The organism is Pararhizobium sp. O133 (assembly GCF_051669845.1).
Taxonomy (GTDB): Bacteria; Pseudomonadota; Alphaproteobacteria; order Rhizobiales; family Rhizobiaceae; genus Pararhizobium.
This window is the reverse complement of sequence record NZ_CP196426.1, coordinates 1,698,918-1,715,323: the sequence shown is the minus strand read 5'-3', so window position 1 is coordinate 1,715,323 and position 16,406 is coordinate 1,698,918. Positions and strand designations below refer to the sequence as shown.

The window sequence follows — 16,406 nt, the reverse complement described above, 5'->3', positions numbered from 1 at the left end:
GGGAGCCTCCTATCGGATATCGGCGCGCGCACGCGGCCGCTGGTCGTTGCGTTCATGGGAAAAGACCGCCGCAGGCAGGGGCTGCTTTTCGCGGATGATGTCGGATCCCTTCTCGCCCATCATGATCGTCGGCCCGTTGGTGTTGCAAGAGGGAACACGCGGCATCACGGATGAATCGCAGACGCGCAGGCCCTGCAGACCGTGTACCCTGAGATCAAGAGCGACGACGGCGTCAGCGCCGGTGCCCATCTTGCAAGTCCCGACCGGGTGGTGGTCCGTCTTGGCGTTGGCGCAGCCGTAATCGAACAGCTCGTCGTCGGTCATCACCTTCGGACCCGGCAGGCGCTCGGCCATGATATAGGGCTTCAGCGCATCCTGCTGGAAGATTTCGCGGGCGATCTTCAGCCCCTCCAGCGACATCTTGCGGTCATGCGGATCGCTCCAGTAGTTGGGATCGATCAGCGGGGCTGCCGCGGGGTCGGACGAGGAGAGACGCACAGTACCTTTGGAACGCGGATGCAGATAGGCGGAATTGAGCGTCACACCGGCATTCTTCAGCCTCTCGACACCCGCCTCGATGCCGGAACCGAGGCCCAGATGAAATTGGATATCGGGCGAGCGCGCATTCGGGTCGGCATACCAGAAGCCGCCTGTCTCGAACAGCGACGAGGCAACCGGTCCGGAGCGGAACAGGACATATTGCAATCCGGCCCAGAGCGTCCGGTGGAGCTTCGCCACGCCGTCATAGGTATGGTCGCCGGTGCATTCGGAAATGACGAAGAGATCAAGATGGTCCTGCAGGTTGGAGCCGACGCCCGGCAGATCGTGCTTCACCTCGACACCGACGGAACGCAGATGATCGGCCGGGCCGATGCCGGACTGCTGCAACAGTTTCGGCGAACCGATGGCGCCGGATGAGACGAGCACCTCGCGCTCGGCGCGGATAATCTCCAGGCCCCCCGCTGTCGCCACCTCGACGCCGACAGCGCGTGTTCCCTCCAGCACGATCCGGGTGACGCGTGCGCCGAGCCGGATGGTCAGGTTCTTGCGGTTCTTGATCGGGTTGAGATAGGCGAGCGACGCCGACGAGCGGCGGCGATTGCGCTGGGTCAACTGATAGAACCCGACACCCGCCTGCTGCTTGCCGTTGAAATCGTGATTGTAGGGAATGCCGAGTTCCTGGCCCGCGCGGATATAGGCATCGCAGATCGGCAGGCCGGACACGGGCATCGAAACCCCGAGCGGGCCGCCATAGGAATGGTAGTCGTCGGCAAAACGCTGGTTGTCCTCCGAGCGTTTGAAATAGGGCAGCACGTTGCGATAATCCCAGCTGGTGCAGCCGTCCTCGCTGGCCCAGAGATCGTAATCGGCCGCATTGCCACGCGTGTAGAGCTGCGCATTAATCGAGGAACCGCCGCCGATCACCTTGGCCTGCGTATAGCGCAACACGCGGTTCTTCATGTGCTTCTGCGGCACGGTCTCCCAGCCCCAGCTGGCAACGCCCTTGGTCATCTTGGCAAAGCCGGCCGGCATGTGGAACAACGGGTTCCAGTCGCTGCCGCCCGCTTCCAGCAACAGCACCTTGACCTCGGCATCTTCCGTCAGCCGGTTGGCCAGCACGCAGCCGGCAGGCCCGGCGCCGGTGATGATATAGTCATAGCCCATGTCGTCGTCCTTAAAATCCAATTGTCGAGGGTTCGCCCCTCATCCGCCCTGTCGGGCACCTTCTCCCGTGAAACGGGGAGAAGGACCGTGCCGCAAACTCTGTAGTCCCCTCTCCCCGTTTGCGGGGAGAGGGCTAGGGTGAGGGGCAATCAACACGAGCCATTTCCTTCACAGCCTTCCAATCGAAAGCCCGCCGTCAGCGCTGATCACCGTGCCCGTCGCAAACCCGAAACTGCCGCTGGCCAGCGCCGCGACCATGCCGCCGATATCATCCGCCTCGCCCCAGCGCTTCATCGGCACCAGCCCGCCATCGATCAGCGCATCGTATTTCGCCGAAACGCCCGCCGTCATGTCGGAGCGGATGATACCCGGACGCAGCTCGAAGACGGAAATGCCGGTCTCGGCAAGCCGCAACGCCAGTCCTTGCGAAAAGACCGCAAGCCCAGCCTTGCTGATGCAGTAGTCCAGCCGCTCGGGCGAAGTCATGGCAGCCGAGACCGAGGTGATATTGATCACCGATCGATGGCTGCCTGCCGCGCCCGCCAGCATGGCCTTCACCACGGCCTGCGTGAAAAAGACCGTACCGCGCAGGTTGGTGGCAAGGATCGTATCGAAATTGTCGGGGGCAAGATCGAGGAAATCGCCGCGCACCACCGAGGCCATGCCGGCATTGTTGACGAGGCAGTCGATCGAACCGAACTGCGACAGGATGGCGTCAACGGTCGCCTGATGGCCGGCAAGATCGGAGAGATCGGCTTTCAGGAAGATTGCCCTTGCCCCAAGCGCCACCAGATCATTGAGCACACCGCCCACCTGGTTCGGCTCGCCGATGCCGGTGATGACGATATCGAACCCGCCTTTTGCCAATGCCCTGGCAATGCCAAGCCCAATGCCGCGGCGGCCACCGGTGACGATGGCAACGGGACGTTTTTTCTCCGTCATGCCGCCAGTTCCTTCGAGATGATGTGATCGGCGACGCGCAGCGCCTGGGCGGCGATGGTCAAGGCCGGATTGACGGCGGCCGAGGTCGGCAGGCAGCCGCCGTCCACGACATAGAGATTGGAATGATCGTAGGCCCGGCAGAGCGGATCGAGTGGCGCCGAGGCCGGATCGTTGCCCATGCGCACCGTGCCGCACTGATGCGACGGCGTGCGCTTGTCGAACGGCCGAGACAGCACGATCGGATAACCGGCCGCCTTGAAATGCGCACGCATCTTCGCCTCAAGGCCCGAAAGCGATTCCAGATTGGAGCGCCGCCACTGCATGACGATGCCCTTGCCATCGACCATGATCCGGCTTTCGGGGTTTGGCAGATCCTCCGTCATCATGTACCAATCGACGGCATGGCCGGCCATGAAGTCGAGGGCAAAGCGCGGCGCGTACCAGGGCGCATTGGTCTTGAGGATGTCCCCATTGATCTTGCCGAGCAACTGGACATTGCCGAGCGGCAGATTATCCCGGCCTCCGGTCAGGTAATAGTCGTTCAGCATCAGCGTCTTCTGGTAGACGCTGTCATTGCGCCGGAACGGGTTGATCGCCAGCATGGCGCTGGAATTGTGGTTCATGAAATTGCGGCCGACCTGATCGGATCGGTTGGCGAGCCCCTTGCCGTCGCCGGACCGCAGAAGGATCGCGGCGGAATTGATCGCGCCCGCCGACAAGATGACCAGCTTCGGGGACAGCTTCTTCTTCTCACCCCTGTGGGTGTAATGAACAGCCTCAATCCGGCCGCTTGGGCCAGCCTCCAGCGTCTCGACATGAGCGGAGGTGATCAGTTCGATATTCGGGTCTTTCAAGGCTGCGGCGAGCGGCGCGGTCTCGGCATCCATCTTGCCCTTGCCGGCGTTCGGAAAGCCATCCCATGGCGTCTTTCCGCCCGCCAGCCATGCCTCGATATCGACGCCGAGCGGCAGGGTTGCCGGATGCAGCCCCTGTGCCTTCAACTCAGCGCGGGCACGGGCAATCGCCGGTTCGTCCGGCACGGGACCATGGGAATACGGCGTCGAGTGGGCGGGCTCGGTCGGATCCTGTCCAAGTTCGCCGCGCACCGCAAACAGCCGCTCCGCCTTGCCGTACCATGGCTCCAGTTCCTCATAGGGAAAGGGCCAGGCCGGCGAGACGCCGCCCAGATGCTGCATCTCGGTGAAATCCTCGGCGCGATAGCGCAGCAAGACCGCGCCGAAGAGCTTGGAATTGCCGCCGACGAAATAGAAGTTGCCGGGATTGAACGACGTCCCGTCCGGCTCGCGCCACATCTCCTTGGGCCGGAAATGGCCGTCGACGAAGATTGAGCGATAGCTGCGCGCTTCCGGCGTATCGGGAAGACGCTCGCCGCGCTCGAGGATCACGATGCGTGCGCCCGAGCCGGCAAGCCCGGCGGCGATGGTCGCCCCGCCGATGCCGGAGCCGATGATGACGATATCGGGCTGCTGTGCCATGACGTAAACTCAGCCGATACGGTGCTGGCTTTGCGGATCGAAATAGACCGCCTTGTCCAGGTTAAAGGCAAGCCGCGTGTTCTGGCCGGGCGCGATGCGGGCATCGGCGCGAAGACGGGCGACGACTTCCTTGCCACCAAGCTTGGTGACAGCGAACGTATCGGAACCGGCCGGTTCCACCACTTCGATCAGGCAATCACCCTCGAACACCGAGCGGGCGTTGCGATCGGCGCCATCCGGGTCGGTCAGTGCTTCGGGGCGGATGCCGAAGACGACCTGCTTGCCGGAGTAGGCAGCAAGACCGCCGATCTGGTTGACCGGAAGATGCAGCGGCTCGGCATCGGGGCGAACCAGCGAGACGCGCAGATCATTGCCGCTTCCCTCGACCGTTGCGGTCAACAGGTTCATCGCCGGCGAGCCCATGAAGTCCGCGACGAACAGGTTGGCCGGGTTGTTGTAGATCTCGGCCGGCGTTCCGAACTGCTGCAGCACGCCGTCCTTCAGCACGGCGATCTTGGTCGCCAGCGTCATCGCCTCGATCTGGTCATGCGTGACGTAGACGATCGTCGTCTTCATGCGCTGGTGCAGGCGTTTGATCTCGGTGCGCATATCGACGCGCAGCTTCGCGTCGAGGTTGGAGAGCGGTTCATCGAACAGGAAGACCTGCGGATTGCGCACCAGCGCGCGGCCCATGGCGACGCGCTGGCGCTGGCCGCCGGACAGCTGGCTCGGCTTGCGCTCTAGCAGATGGCCGATTTGCAGCATGTCGGCAACCTGTTTGATCGCCTTGTCGCGCTCGACCTTCGGCACGCCGCGAATTTCCATGCCGAAGGCGATATTCCCGGCAACCGTCATGTTCGGATAGAGCGCGTAGGACTGGAAGACCATGGCGATGTCGCGCTTGGACGGGTGTAGACCGGCGACCGACTTGCCGTTGATGGCAATCTCGCCCGAGGTGATCGGTTCCAGACCGGCAATCGTGTTGAGTAGGGTCGACTTGCCGCAGCCGGACGGGCCGACAAGCACGAGGAAGCCGCCTTCGTCGATTTCCAGGTTGATGTCTTTGAGGATTTCCAGCGCACCGTAGGACTTGCGAAGGTTGGTGATTTTCAGAAAGGACATGACTTTAACCCTTCACGGCGCCGGACATCAGGCCCCGGACGAAGTAGCGGCCCGAAACGATGTAGACGACAAGTGTTGGCAGGGCGGCGAGGATCGCGCCTGCGAAATGGACGTTGTATTCCTTCACCCCTGTCGAGGAAGAAACGAGATTGTTGAGCGCGACCGTCATCGGCACCGAATCCGCGCCGGAGAATGAAGCCCCGAACAGGAAGTCGTTCCAGATATTGGTAAACTGCCAGATGACCGAAACGACGATGATCGGGCCGGACGACGGCAGGAGGATTCGCCGGAAGATCTGGAAGAAGCTGGCGCCGTCGATCTGTGCCGCACGCACCAGTTCGGTCGGGAACGCTTCGTAGTAATTGCGGAAATAGAGCGTGGTAAAGCCCAGGCCGTAGACGATGTGCACGAAGACAAGGCCGCTGGTGGTGCCGGCCAGGCCGAATATGCCGAGCATGCGGGCCATCGGAATGAGCACGATCTGGAACGGAATGAAGCAGGACAGAAGCAACATGCCGAAGAAGATGCCGGAGCCCGGGAACCGCCACTTGGTCAGCACATAGCCATTAAGCGCGCCGAGAATGGTGGAGATCGCTACAGCCGGAACGACCATCAGGATCGAGTTGATGAAGAATGGACGCAGGCCTGTCGGCTGCACGCCGATCTGCGCCGTCGACCAGGCGGACCGCCAGGGATCGAGCGTCCAGGTCATCGGCAGGTTCAGCATGCCGCCCTGGCGGATTTCGTCCAGCGGCTTGAAGGAATTGACCAGCATCACGTAGAGCGGCAGCAGCGAATAGGCCGCAAACAGGATCAGCACGGAATAGATCATGGCGCGGGTCAGGCGCCCGCTGGAAATGGCATTGTCGGGGCTCTGAATGCTCATCAGCGCTTCTCCCCTTTGATTTCGGAGTAGAGGTAGGGGATGATGATCGAGAAGATCATCACCAGCATGATGATCGCCGACGACGCGCCGATGCCCATCTGGTTGCGGGTGAAGGTGTAGGAATACATGAAGGTCGCCGGCAGTTCGGTCGCCTGCCCCGGACCGCCGCCGGTCAGCGCGATGACCAGGTCGTAAGCCTTGATGGCGAGGTGAGCGAGCACGACGAAGGCCGACAGGAACACCGGCCGCATCAGCGGAATGATGATCCGCCGGTAGATCGTCGTGGTCGAGGCGCCATCGATCTGGGCTGCCTTGATGATCTCGTTGTCGACACCGCGCAGGCCGGCGAGGAACATCGCCATGACGAAGCCGGTGGATTGCCACACGGCGGCGATGACGACGCAGTAGATCGCGTAGTTGCGGTCCTTGATCCAGTTGAAGGTGAAGCTTTCCCAACCCCAGAGATGCATGGTGTTTTCAAGGCCGATGCCGGGGTCGAGGAACCATTTCCAGGCGGTTCCGGTCACGATGAAGGACAGGGCCATCGGATAGAGATAGATCGGCCGCAACAGCCCTTCCATCCGAATCTTCTGATCAAGCAGAATGGCCAGCCCCAGCCCCAGCACCGAGCAGATGACGATATAGAGCGTCGCGAAGATCGCCAGGTTGGAGATCGCGCGCCACCAGTGCGGCAAGGCCCAGAGCTTGGAATAATTGCTGAGGCCCACGAAATTGTAGGAGGGCAGCATCTTGCTGTCGGTCACCGACAGGTAGCCCGTATAGGCGATAAAGCCATAAACGAAGACGAGGACAATGAGGAAGCTGGGAGCAAGCACCAGTTTTGGCACAATATCCTGCAGCCGGCTGCGGCTATCCATGGCGAATACCACCGTAAAATGTAAGTGAACCAATGCCCCTCACCCTAGCCCTCTCCCCGCTTGCGGGGAGAGGGGACGACGGAGTTTGCCGCTTGTCCCTCCTCCCCGTTTCGACGGGGAGAAGGTGGCCGAAAGGCCGGATGAGGGGCAAAACGACGCCGGTGATGGACGTATTACTGAGCGGCAGCGACAGCGGCCGGCAGTTCCTTGACGGCTTCCTCAGCGGTGAGTTCACCGTTGAATTCGCGCGTCACGACGTCGTAGATGGCGTTCTTGACGGCAGCCGGGTTGGCATGGCCGTGCGCCATGGAACCGAACAGCTTGCCGTTCTTGTCGGCGTCGGCGAGGTCGGCGATGGCCTTCTTGCCGCAATCGTCGAACGCTTCGTTCGACACGTCGGTGCGAGCCGGAGCCGACCCCTTGACGACGTTGAAGGCCGACTGGAAGGTCGGGCTTTCGATCGCCGCAGCCATCTGCATCTGAGCGGGTACCTTGTCGTCGGCAACCTTGAACATCGCGAACTGGTCGGAGTTGAAGGTGACCGAGCCTTGCGTTTCCGGGTAGCGCATGCAGACGAAGTCGGTGCCCGGCACCTTCTTGGCCTTGACGAATTCGCCCTTGGCCCAGTCCCCCATGAACTGAACGCCGGCCTTGCCTTCGATGACCATGGCCGATGCCAGGTTCCAGTCACGACCCGAGAAGTTGTCGTCGACATAGGAACGCAGCTTGGTCATGCGCTCGAAAGCGGTCTTCATCTTGTCACCACCGAGAGCTGCCGGGTCGAGATCGATGAAGGCGGACTTGTAGAAATCGGTGCCGAGCGAGAGAACGACAGCGTCGAAGATCGTCGCATCCTGCCAAGGCTGGCCGCCATGCGCGATCGGCGTGAGGCCCTGCGCCTTGAAGTTATCGAGAAGAGCGACGAGTTCGTCCCAATTCTGCGGTTCCTTGCCGCCGGCCTTGTCGAGGGCTGCCTTGTTGATCCACATCCAGTTGGTGGAGTGGACGTTGACCGGAGCAGCGATCCAGTGGCCGTCATACTTGGAGAACTGCTGCAGTGCCGTCGGGATGACCTTGTCCCAGCCCTCCTTGGCAGCGATCTCGTCGAGATTGCCGAGTGCGCCTTCCTTGGCCCAGTCGAGAATATCGAAGCCGAGCATCTGCACTGCCGTCGGGGCATTGCCGGCCGTGACGCGGGCGCGAAGCACGGTCATGGCTTCCGTACCGCCACCACCGGCAACCGGCATGTCGGTCCAGGAAATGCTCTTGCCTTCCAGATCCTTCTTCAGGACGTCCAGGGCGGCTGCTTCACCGCCTGAAGTCCACCAATGCAGAACTTCGACGCTTTCGGCGGCATGAACGGCAGTGCCGCCCGTCATCATCAGTGCTGCAATTGCTGTCGTCGTCATAAACTTGCGCATCGTAATCCTCCCGTTTGCAAGTCTGAAAAGCGGGAAACTCCTCCCCGCCGTTGAATGCCATTCCGTCCCAAAACGGAGAAGCAATTGGTCCGCGGTTCTCCACCGCTGGCACATTTAAAACGTTATAAACCGTACCAAGTCAAGCACCGCAACCCATCTCCTCTGTAATAGACTTAACACGCTGAATTTGGCTGATTATAAGCAGAAACGGCGATTCCGCACCGCAACAAGAACAGCGGGAAAAGTATGATTTAAAACGTTTGCACAAACGCATTGCGCCAGCGTTCGTCTAACGTTACAAAAGCGGCCTATCATCACCTCGAGGGAGTATTTCATTGGCCGACACTCCCAGACCTTCGGCAACGGATGTCCTGCTGAAAAGCGGCAAACCGACACTGCGGACGATCGCCGACCTGACGGGCTTTGCCGTCACCACGGTATCGCGGGCGCTCAGCAACGCGCCGCAGATTTCCGCCGAAACCCGCCGACGTGTGCACGAGGTCGCAGCCGAGATCGGTTACCTGCCGGATCGTGCCGCACAGCGCCTGAAGACCGGCAGGACCAACGTCATCTGCGTCCTGCTCGATCCGCACGAGGAAATCCTCGGCTACGGCATTTCGCTGATGCATGGCCTCGCCCAGGCGTTGCAGGATACCGCTTACCATCTGATCGTCATGCCGAACTTCATCAACGGCGCCAATATCGATGCGGTCCGCCATGTCGTCCGCAACGGCATGGCCGACGGACTGATCTTCTCGCGCACCGAACCTTTCGACCCCCGCGTCCGGCTTCTGCTGGAAAACGGCTTTCCGTTCGTTACCCACGGCCGGACTGAATTCACCACGCCGCATCCTTACGTCGATTACGACAATTTCTCCTTCGCCTATGAGGCCACCAAGCGGCTGATCTCCCGCGGCCGGCGCAAACCGATGATCATCCTGCCGCCCAAGCGCATGACCTTCTCGCAATATCTCCTGCACGGCTTCATGACCGCCGTGCGCGAGGCCGGCGTCGAATATGAGATTCCCGACGAGATCGACCTCGACTGTCCCGTCGAACAGATCCGCGATTTTATGAGTAGGCGCGCCGGCCAGCCGGGCGCCCCCGATGGCTTCACCTGCGGCGGCGAGGTCTCGGCGCTTGCCACCATTACCGGCATGAGCGACCACGGCCTGACGCTCGGCCGCGAATACGACATCGTCGCCAAGCGGACGTCCAAACTGCTCAGCCAGATCCAGCCGAAGGTCGAGACGATCTACGAGGACCTGACCGACACCGGCAGACAGATGGGCCGCGTTCTCCTGGCTCGCATTGCGGGGGATAAGGCGACGGACATGCAGGTTTTGTTGAAGCCGCAGATCAGGTTTGGAGTGGTTTGATCGGCTCTTAGCGGCTCGGCGCGCTCCCTCTTCTCCCCGCCGGGGAGAAGGTGGCCCGAAGGGTCGGATGAGGGGGGCCAAAGGCCACCATTGAAGTATTCCTGAAGTGGCTCCGGCTTCGCCTACGCCCCCCTCATCGCCTCGCATCCGCTCGGCTCTTCTCCCCGCTGGGGAGAAGAGAGAGTGCGCCGCCCCGCCTGAACACGAGGCCATGCCAAAACTCTGTTCTACTCGCAGCATTCCATGACCTCCTTTCTCCTCATCGCCTCAAATCAACCCGTCTTACGACCGCGGCATCCACCAGCCGGTGCGGCCACCGATATGCATGTTGAGCGTCTTGGTCTCGGTGTAATCCTCGACCGCATGGCGGCCGAGTTCGCGGCCGAGACCAGACTGGCGGTAGCCGCCGAAGGGCAGTTCGGATGCGCCGTCCATGAAGGTGTTCATCCAGATCGTGCCCGCCCGTACCTTGCGGCCGATCGTCAGGCAGGTGTCGAAGTCGCGGCTCCACACACCGGCCGACAGACCGTAATCGATGGAGTTGGCAATGCGGATCGCTTCCTCCGTCGTTTCGAAGGTGAGGACGGAAAGGACCGGGCCAAAGACTTCCTCGCGTGCCACCGCCATGTCCGGCGTGACGGACGATAGGATGGTCGGCGACATGAACTGGCCGGAGCCGAGATCGAGTGCCGAGCCGCCATGCGATACGGTTGCACCGTTGCCGGAAGCAGCGGCGACATAACCGATGATCTTTTCCAGGTGCTGCGGCGTGATGATGGCGCCGACCTGCGTCGAAGGATCCAGGGGATCACCGACCTTGACCTTGGCAGAAAGCTCGGCGACCCGACGAACGACGTCATCGGCAACATCGCGGTGAACGATCAGCCGCGAGCCGGCATTGCAGCATTCGCCGGCATTGAAATAGGCCCCGAAAACGGCGGCATCGATGAAATCGTCGAGATTGGCGTCCGGGAAGACGATCTGAGGGTTCTTGCCACCCAACTCTAATGACACCTTCTTCAGGGTCTGCGCCGCATTGGTCATCGTCAGCTTACCGACACCGGTCGAGCCGGTGAACGAAACCATGTCGACGTCCGGATGCGAGGTCATGAGCGCACCGACATCCGGACCCGTGCCGGTGATGATGTTGACCACACCGGCGGGAACTCCGGCCGCTTCGAGGATTTCGCCGAGAACCAGCGTCGAGGCGGATGTCAGTTCGGATGGCTTGACCACTGTCGTGCAGCCGGCGGCGAGTGCGAACGGCAGCTTCTGGCTGACGATCAGGAACGGGAAGTTCCAGGGCGTGATGATGGAGACGACGCCGATCGCTTCGCGCAGCACCACACCAAGCGTACCGTCGCCGAGCGTGTTGTAGCTTTCGCCATGCAGGTCACGGGCAAGGGCCGCAGCATAGCGCCAAATGTCGGCAGCACCGCCGAGTTCGGCCTTTGCCTGGCTGATCGGCTTGCCGCTTTCGATGCAATCGAGATAGGCGAGTTCATCCGCACGCGCGGCAATCATGTCGGCAGCCCTCAACAGCACCAGCGAGCGCTCCGACGCCGTCATCCGTGGCCATGCTCCGTCGTCAAAGGCATGCCGTGCGGCCGCGATGGCACGCTCGGCATCCGCCTTTTTCGCAGCCGGATAGCGGCTGACGGTGACGCCATGCCCCGGCGCCACGCGCTCCAGCGTCTTGCCCTCGGCGGCATCGGTCCATTTGCCATTGATCAGCATCTTGAAATCACGCACCGCGATATCGCCGAGCGACTTCGGCTTCACCAGAACCGTCATTACCATTCTCCCTTGAATTCCGCGGGGCGCTTGCCGGAAAAGGCCGCGACACCCTCTTTCATGTCGCCGGTCTTGGCGGCCAGGATCGATCCCAGCGCCTCGACTGCCGTGCCATTGTCTTCGCCATTCGCCGAAGCGATCATCAGCTTGCAGATTTCGAGTGCCGCCGGACCGCGCTTGACGATGCGCCCGGCATACTCCTTGGCCGCCGCCAGAACCGTTCCGGTCTCGACGACCGCGTCCACCAACCCGTTCGCGCGCGCTTCCTCAGCGGAAAACATCTCGCCGCCGAGCACCATGCGCCGGACGATCTGCGCGCCGAACCGCTTGACCAGACGCTGCGTGCCCGACCAGCCCGGCACCATGCCGAGGCTCGTTTCCGGCAGGCCGATCTTGATCTGCTGTTCGGCGATGCGGATATCTGCGGCACCCGCCAGTTCCATGCCGCCGCCCAGCGCGTGGCCGTTCATGGCCGCGATCACCGGCATGCGCAGTGTCGCCAGCCGCTCGAACACCCGGTGGCCGAAGCGCACCCATTGATGGCCGAATTCTTCCGGACGCATCGCACCCCATGCCTTGATGTCGCCCCCTGCGCAGAATGCCTTGCCATCACCGGTCAGGATGACAACGCGAATGTTTCCGTCCGCCTCGACCGTATCGCAGGCCGACGCCAGCGCCTTCAGCATCTCGATGTCGAATGCGTTAAGCTTTTCGGGGCGTGCGATGGTGAGGATGGCGATGGCATCCTCGATGTCGATGCGGATGCGGACGTCAGACATGCGAAGCTCCTTCCAGCGTTCGCAACGGCTTTTGCGGCAACGTCAGACCGATCGGCGCCTCGTGGAACAGCGCCGCATCCATGACCTTCAGGTCATCGGAAACGATCAGCGGAAATTCCGACTGGTCGAGAATATGCGTCTGCAGATCGACACCGGGTGCGATTTCCGTCAGCACGATACCCTCGGGCGTCAGTTTCATCACGCAACGCTCGGTGACATAGGTGATATCCTGTCCCTGTTCGACGGCGCGGCGGCCGGAGAAGGTGACATGTTCCACCTCGTTGACCAGCTTCTTCAGCTTGCCTTCCTTCTCGATCACCAGCGTGCTGTCCGCCATCGAAAGCTTGGCGCCGGCGTTGAACATGCCGGAAAAGACGATCTTCTTCGCTCGCGCGGTGATGTCCACGAAACCGCCCGCCCCTGCCGTCACATGCGGCCTGAAGGAGAGTTTCGAGACATTGACCGAGCCTGATTTGTCGATCTCGAGGAAGGAGAGCAGCGAGGCGTCGAAGCCGGCCCCCTGGAAATAGGTGAACTGATAGGGTGACGGCATGAAGGCATCGGCATTCGAGGCGCAGCCGAAGGCGAAATCGAGCAGCGGCACGCCGCCGACAGCGCCCTGTTCGATAACCCAGGTCACCGCGCCATGCAGGCCTTCTTCCAGCAGGATGCGCGGCACGTTGGCCGAGATGCCGAAGCCGAGATTGACGCAAGATCCGCCCTGAAGCTCCTGTGCGACGCGGCGGGCGATGACCTTCTGGATGTTGAATTCGGGCACGCGGAAACTGTCGAGGGGCCGGAAAATCTCGCCGGAAATGGCCGGGTCGTAATCCGTCAGCGTCGTCTGCTTCTGGTCGGGATCGACGATGACGTAATCGACCAGCATGCCGGGCACGCGTACATCGTGCGGCTTCAGCGAACCGGACTTGGTGATGCGCTTCACCTGCGCGATGACGATGCCGCCATTGTTGCGGGCCGCGAGCGCCTGATCGAGACCGCCGAGATAGGCGCCCTCGTGCTCATAGGTGAGATTGCCGCGCTCGTCGGCCGTCGTTGCCCGGATGATCGCCACCTGTGGCACGATGGCCTTGAAATAGAGCCAGTCCTCGCCCTCGAATTCCATTTTCTTCACGACCGGTTCGGCGGCCGCCGCCGCATTCATCGCGCAGCCTTGGCGGGACGGATCGACGAAGGTGTCGAGACCGATCTTGGTCAAGACGCCCGGCCGCTTTGCGGCGGCTTCGCGGTGCATGTCGAACAGTACGCCGGACGGAATATTATAGGCCGCAACGTCGTTGCTGCCGATCATCTGCCAGATCAGCGGCGGCTCGGATGTCGACGGACCGGACGGATAGGAACCGCCGATGATCTTCTTCAACAGACCCTTCTTCGCAATATAATCGACGCCCTTGATGCCGCTCATGTCACCGGCGGCAATCGGATGCAGGGTCGTCAGGTCGCGCGGATGGCCGGTCTGATCGAACCGCTCGCCGATCGCCTTCAGCATCAGGTCCGGGCAGCCAAGACCACTCGAAGACGACACGGACACGGTCGCTCCGTCGGGGATCAGGGCGGCAGCCTCGGCCGGGGTGATATGCTTGCTCATTGGTAGAACTCTTCAGCAGTAATCCTGGTTGTCAGATGCGGCGTACTCCCTCTTCTCCCCAGCGGGGAGAAGGTGGCGCGACGCGCCGGATGAGGGGGGCCGAAGGCAACCTGACTGGCGCCAGCTTCGCTGGCACCCCCCTCATCGCCTCGCAGCCGCTCGGCACTTCTCCCCGCTGGGGAGAAGAGGAAATCCGCAATCTCCGTTTCCGAATGCGCCCGTCCACCAGCCTCGCGTGCCATACTCTCAAAATCCCGGTTCGATCGCGACGGTTCCGCCCGCCTGCGCTGCCTTGACCACGGCAAGCCCGGTCGCCAGCGACCAGATGCCATCCTCACCGCTGCACAGCGGCTTGCCCTTGCCGGCAATCGCGGCATCGAAGGCGATCAGCGTGTTTTCATAGAGATTGCGATGATCGAGCGGCAGTTCCGTCTCGCCATCGGCATTGCGCAGGGTGACGGTACCGACCGGCTTCTGCGTCATGCAGTTGCGGCCGAACAGGGAGCCTTCCGAGCCATGCACCTCGAAGGAGGTGACGGCATATTTGGTGGTGAAGCCATCATGGAATTGCGCCAGCAGGCCCGACTTGAACCGCAGCGCGCCCATGGTCGCATCTTCCAGGCCCGCCTGCGCCATGCCGCCATACTGGCCGAACGCGATCGCCTCGACCGGATCATCGCCGAGCACGAAGCGCAGCGTGTCGGTGTCATGCACGGTGATATCGAGAATGACGCCGCCGCCCGCCTCCGGCTTGTCCAGGCGCCAGCCCTGCAGATGCACCGGCAGGTAGCCGGCATGGCAGACGCGGGCGGCGAGTGGCTTGCCGATCTTGCCGGCGGCAATGGCGTCGCGCATCGCCCTGTGGGTCGCGGCACCACGCAGATGATGGTTGGTCGCCATGACGACGCCGGCATCCTTGGCAGCCTTAACCATGGCATGGGCGTCGTCCAGCGACATGGCCAGCGGCTTTTCGCAGAGAATGTGCTTTCCAGCCTTCGCCGCAGCGAGAACCTGGTCGCGATGCAATTCGTTGGTCGTGGAAATATAGACAGCATCGACATCGGGATCGCCGACAAGGTCGGCGACGCTCGTGACGGATTTCGGGATGCCATGATCCGCAGCATATTTCGCACCGCGCTCGGCGCTCGTGCTCATCACCGAAACGATTTCGCCGCCAACGGCACGGATCGCATCGATCACCCATTCATGGGCAATCGTGCTTGCCCCGATCAAACCCCAACGTGTCATAGCAAGGACAACCTTTCTCTTTTATCTGTCGCGGAGCCGCAACTCTGGCGCACGACGAGCCGTACTGAACCGACGATGGCTTCCGCATCGGCCTTTCCGGCATTGATCTGTTTCAGCAAAAGTTGCGCGGCGCGGCGGCCCATGCCCTGCGGATCGACGGAGATCGTCGTCAGTGCCGGCACTGCCGTCTGCGCCTCGATGACATCGTCAAAGCCGATGACGGCAAAATCCTCGCCCGGATCGAGACGATGGGCGCGTAGCCCGTCGCAGACGCCGAAGGCAACCGCATCGTTGAAGCAAACGGCCGCCGTCGGTCGCTCGCGCAACATGAGTGCCCGCTCAATCGCCGCGACGCCACCGGCGCGCGACGGCGCGGAACTGACGACCAATTCGTCATGAACGGCCAGATCCATATCGGCTAGTGCGTCGCGATAGCCCTGCATGCGCTCGTTGAAGACGGCGGTATCGGGAAAGCCGCCAAGGAAGGAAATCCGGTGATGTCCGAGCCCGGCGAGATGACGGACCGCATCGCGCATGCCGGCATGATTGTCCGAGACCAACGACGATACCTTGGCGCCGGCGACCTGGCGCACCACGTTGACGACCGGGATGCCGCTCGCCACCAACGGCTTCAGGTCGGCCGCCTCCGTGCCGCGCGCCGGCGACAGGATCAGACCGGAAATGCCATGCTCGCGCATCGAGGCGATGACCTCGCGCTGACGATCGACGCTTTCGCCGCTGTTGGATAGGAACTGTACGTAACCGGCCGACTGCACGACCATATCGACCCCGACGGCCAGTTCGGCAAAGAAGCTGTTGGTCAGGTCGTTGACGACGATGCCGATGATCTTGGATTTGGAATTGGACTGGCGCAGGTTGGCGGCGCCGCGATTGTAGACGTACCCGAGCTCGCGAATGACGGCGTTGACCTTGGCGCGAGTGGCTTCATTGACCAGCGGGCTCGCCTGCAACACGAGCGACACGGTCGACTTCGACACGCCAGCGGCGCGCGCAATATCGATGACCGTTACCCGTTCCTTGCCCACATCTTCCTCCCAGCGAGGTCTTATCGCCTCAGCAATTGCCCTTAGATGATTGGAACGTTCCAATTTTGTCAAGCGGGTTTTCACAAAATCGATTTTGCATTGTGATCGCCCGCAGTCGAGGCCCGCAAAGCAATCGGCCAGCTG

General features: G+C 62.0%; 13 protein-coding genes. 1 reads left to right on the top strand and 12 read right to left on the bottom strand.

All coding sequences use genetic code 11. The features are described from left to right. Nucleotides 1–9: 9 nt before the first annotated feature. The 7 genes from ACST81_RS08205 to ACST81_RS08175 form a co-directional block, all read right to left on the bottom strand. Nucleotides 10–1,665 carry a GMC family oxidoreductase gene (locus ACST81_RS08205; RefSeq protein ID WP_438752434.1) on the bottom strand — a complete coding sequence of 552 codons (1,656 nt, stop codon included), beginning with the start codon at nucleotides 1,663–1,665 and terminating at the stop codon, nucleotides 10–12. 168 nt (nucleotides 1,666–1,833) lie between these two features. Next, complete coding sequence (locus tag ACST81_RS08200; RefSeq protein WP_438752433.1) at nucleotides 1,834–2,607, bottom strand: 3-ketoacyl-ACP reductase; 774 nt, start codon at nucleotides 2,605–2,607, stop codon at nucleotides 1,834–1,836. After that, a complete protein-coding gene (locus ACST81_RS08195; RefSeq protein WP_438752432.1) occupies nucleotides 2,604–4,103 on the bottom strand; it encodes an FAD-dependent oxidoreductase in 1,500 nt (499 codons plus the stop codon). Before ACST81_RS08195 ends, ACST81_RS08200 begins: the two co-directional genes overlap by 4 nt. Nucleotides 4,104–4,112: 9 nt before the next feature. Beyond that, entirely contained in the window at nucleotides 4,113–5,225 is a 1,113-nt protein-coding gene (locus ACST81_RS08190; protein WP_438752431.1) for an ABC transporter ATP-binding protein, read from the bottom strand. A gap of 4 nt (nucleotides 5,226–5,229) precedes the next feature. Continuing rightward, nucleotides 5,230–6,111, bottom strand: coding sequence for a carbohydrate ABC transporter permease (locus ACST81_RS08185; RefSeq protein WP_438752430.1), 882 nt, complete (start codon nucleotides 6,109–6,111; stop codon nucleotides 5,230–5,232). Further along, nucleotides 6,111–6,989: a carbohydrate ABC transporter permease gene (locus ACST81_RS08180; protein ID WP_438752429.1), complete on the bottom strand. Its 879-nt coding sequence runs from the start codon at nucleotides 6,987–6,989 to the stop codon at nucleotides 6,111–6,113. The genes ACST81_RS08185 and ACST81_RS08180 overlap by 1 nt, the downstream gene beginning before the upstream one ends. A 173-nt stretch (nucleotides 6,990–7,162) precedes the next feature. Then, a complete protein-coding gene (locus ACST81_RS08175; protein WP_438752428.1) occupies nucleotides 7,163–8,410 on the bottom strand; it encodes an ABC transporter substrate-binding protein in 1,248 nt (415 codons plus the stop codon). A gap of 335 nt (nucleotides 8,411–8,745) precedes the next feature. Here ACST81_RS08175 and ACST81_RS08170 point away from each other — a divergent pair, with 335 nt between their 5' ends. Further along, nucleotides 8,746–9,789 (top strand): LacI family transcriptional regulator, encoded by a 1,044-nt coding sequence (locus ACST81_RS08170; protein ID WP_438752427.1) that lies wholly within the window; start codon nucleotides 8,746–8,748, stop codon nucleotides 9,787–9,789. Between the two features lie 282 nt (nucleotides 9,790–10,071). On the opposite strand, the gene ACST81_RS08165 is transcribed toward ACST81_RS08170, so the two are convergent. The 5 genes from ACST81_RS08165 to ACST81_RS08145 all read right to left on the bottom strand — a co-directional run bounded on the left by ACST81_RS08165 (nucleotide 10,072) and on the right by ACST81_RS08145 (nucleotide 16,262). Continuing rightward, nucleotides 10,072–11,583: an aldehyde dehydrogenase family protein gene (locus ACST81_RS08165; RefSeq protein ID WP_438752426.1), complete on the bottom strand. Its 1,512-nt coding sequence runs from the start codon at nucleotides 11,581–11,583 to the stop codon at nucleotides 10,072–10,074. Then, nucleotides 11,583–12,362, bottom strand: a complete 780-nt coding sequence (locus tag ACST81_RS08160) for an enoyl-CoA hydratase/isomerase family protein (RefSeq protein ID WP_438752425.1) — start codon at nucleotides 12,360–12,362, stop codon at nucleotides 11,583–11,585. The genes ACST81_RS08165 and ACST81_RS08160 overlap by 1 nt, the downstream gene beginning before the upstream one ends. Further along, nucleotides 12,355–13,968, bottom strand: a complete 1,614-nt coding sequence (locus tag ACST81_RS08155; protein WP_438752424.1) for an acyl CoA:acetate/3-ketoacid CoA transferase — start codon at nucleotides 13,966–13,968, stop codon at nucleotides 12,355–12,357. The genes ACST81_RS08160 and ACST81_RS08155 overlap by 8 nt, the downstream gene beginning before the upstream one ends. Nucleotides 13,969–14,214: 246 nt before the next feature. Continuing rightward, entirely contained in the window at nucleotides 14,215–15,216 is a 1,002-nt protein-coding gene (locus ACST81_RS08150) for a Gfo/Idh/MocA family protein (protein WP_438752423.1), read from the bottom strand. Then, complete coding sequence (locus ACST81_RS08145; RefSeq protein ID WP_438752422.1) at nucleotides 15,213–16,262, bottom strand: LacI family DNA-binding transcriptional regulator; 1,050 nt, start codon at nucleotides 16,260–16,262, stop codon at nucleotides 15,213–15,215. Before ACST81_RS08145 ends, ACST81_RS08150 begins: the two co-directional genes overlap by 4 nt. Nucleotides 16,263–16,406: the final 144 nt, after the last annotated feature.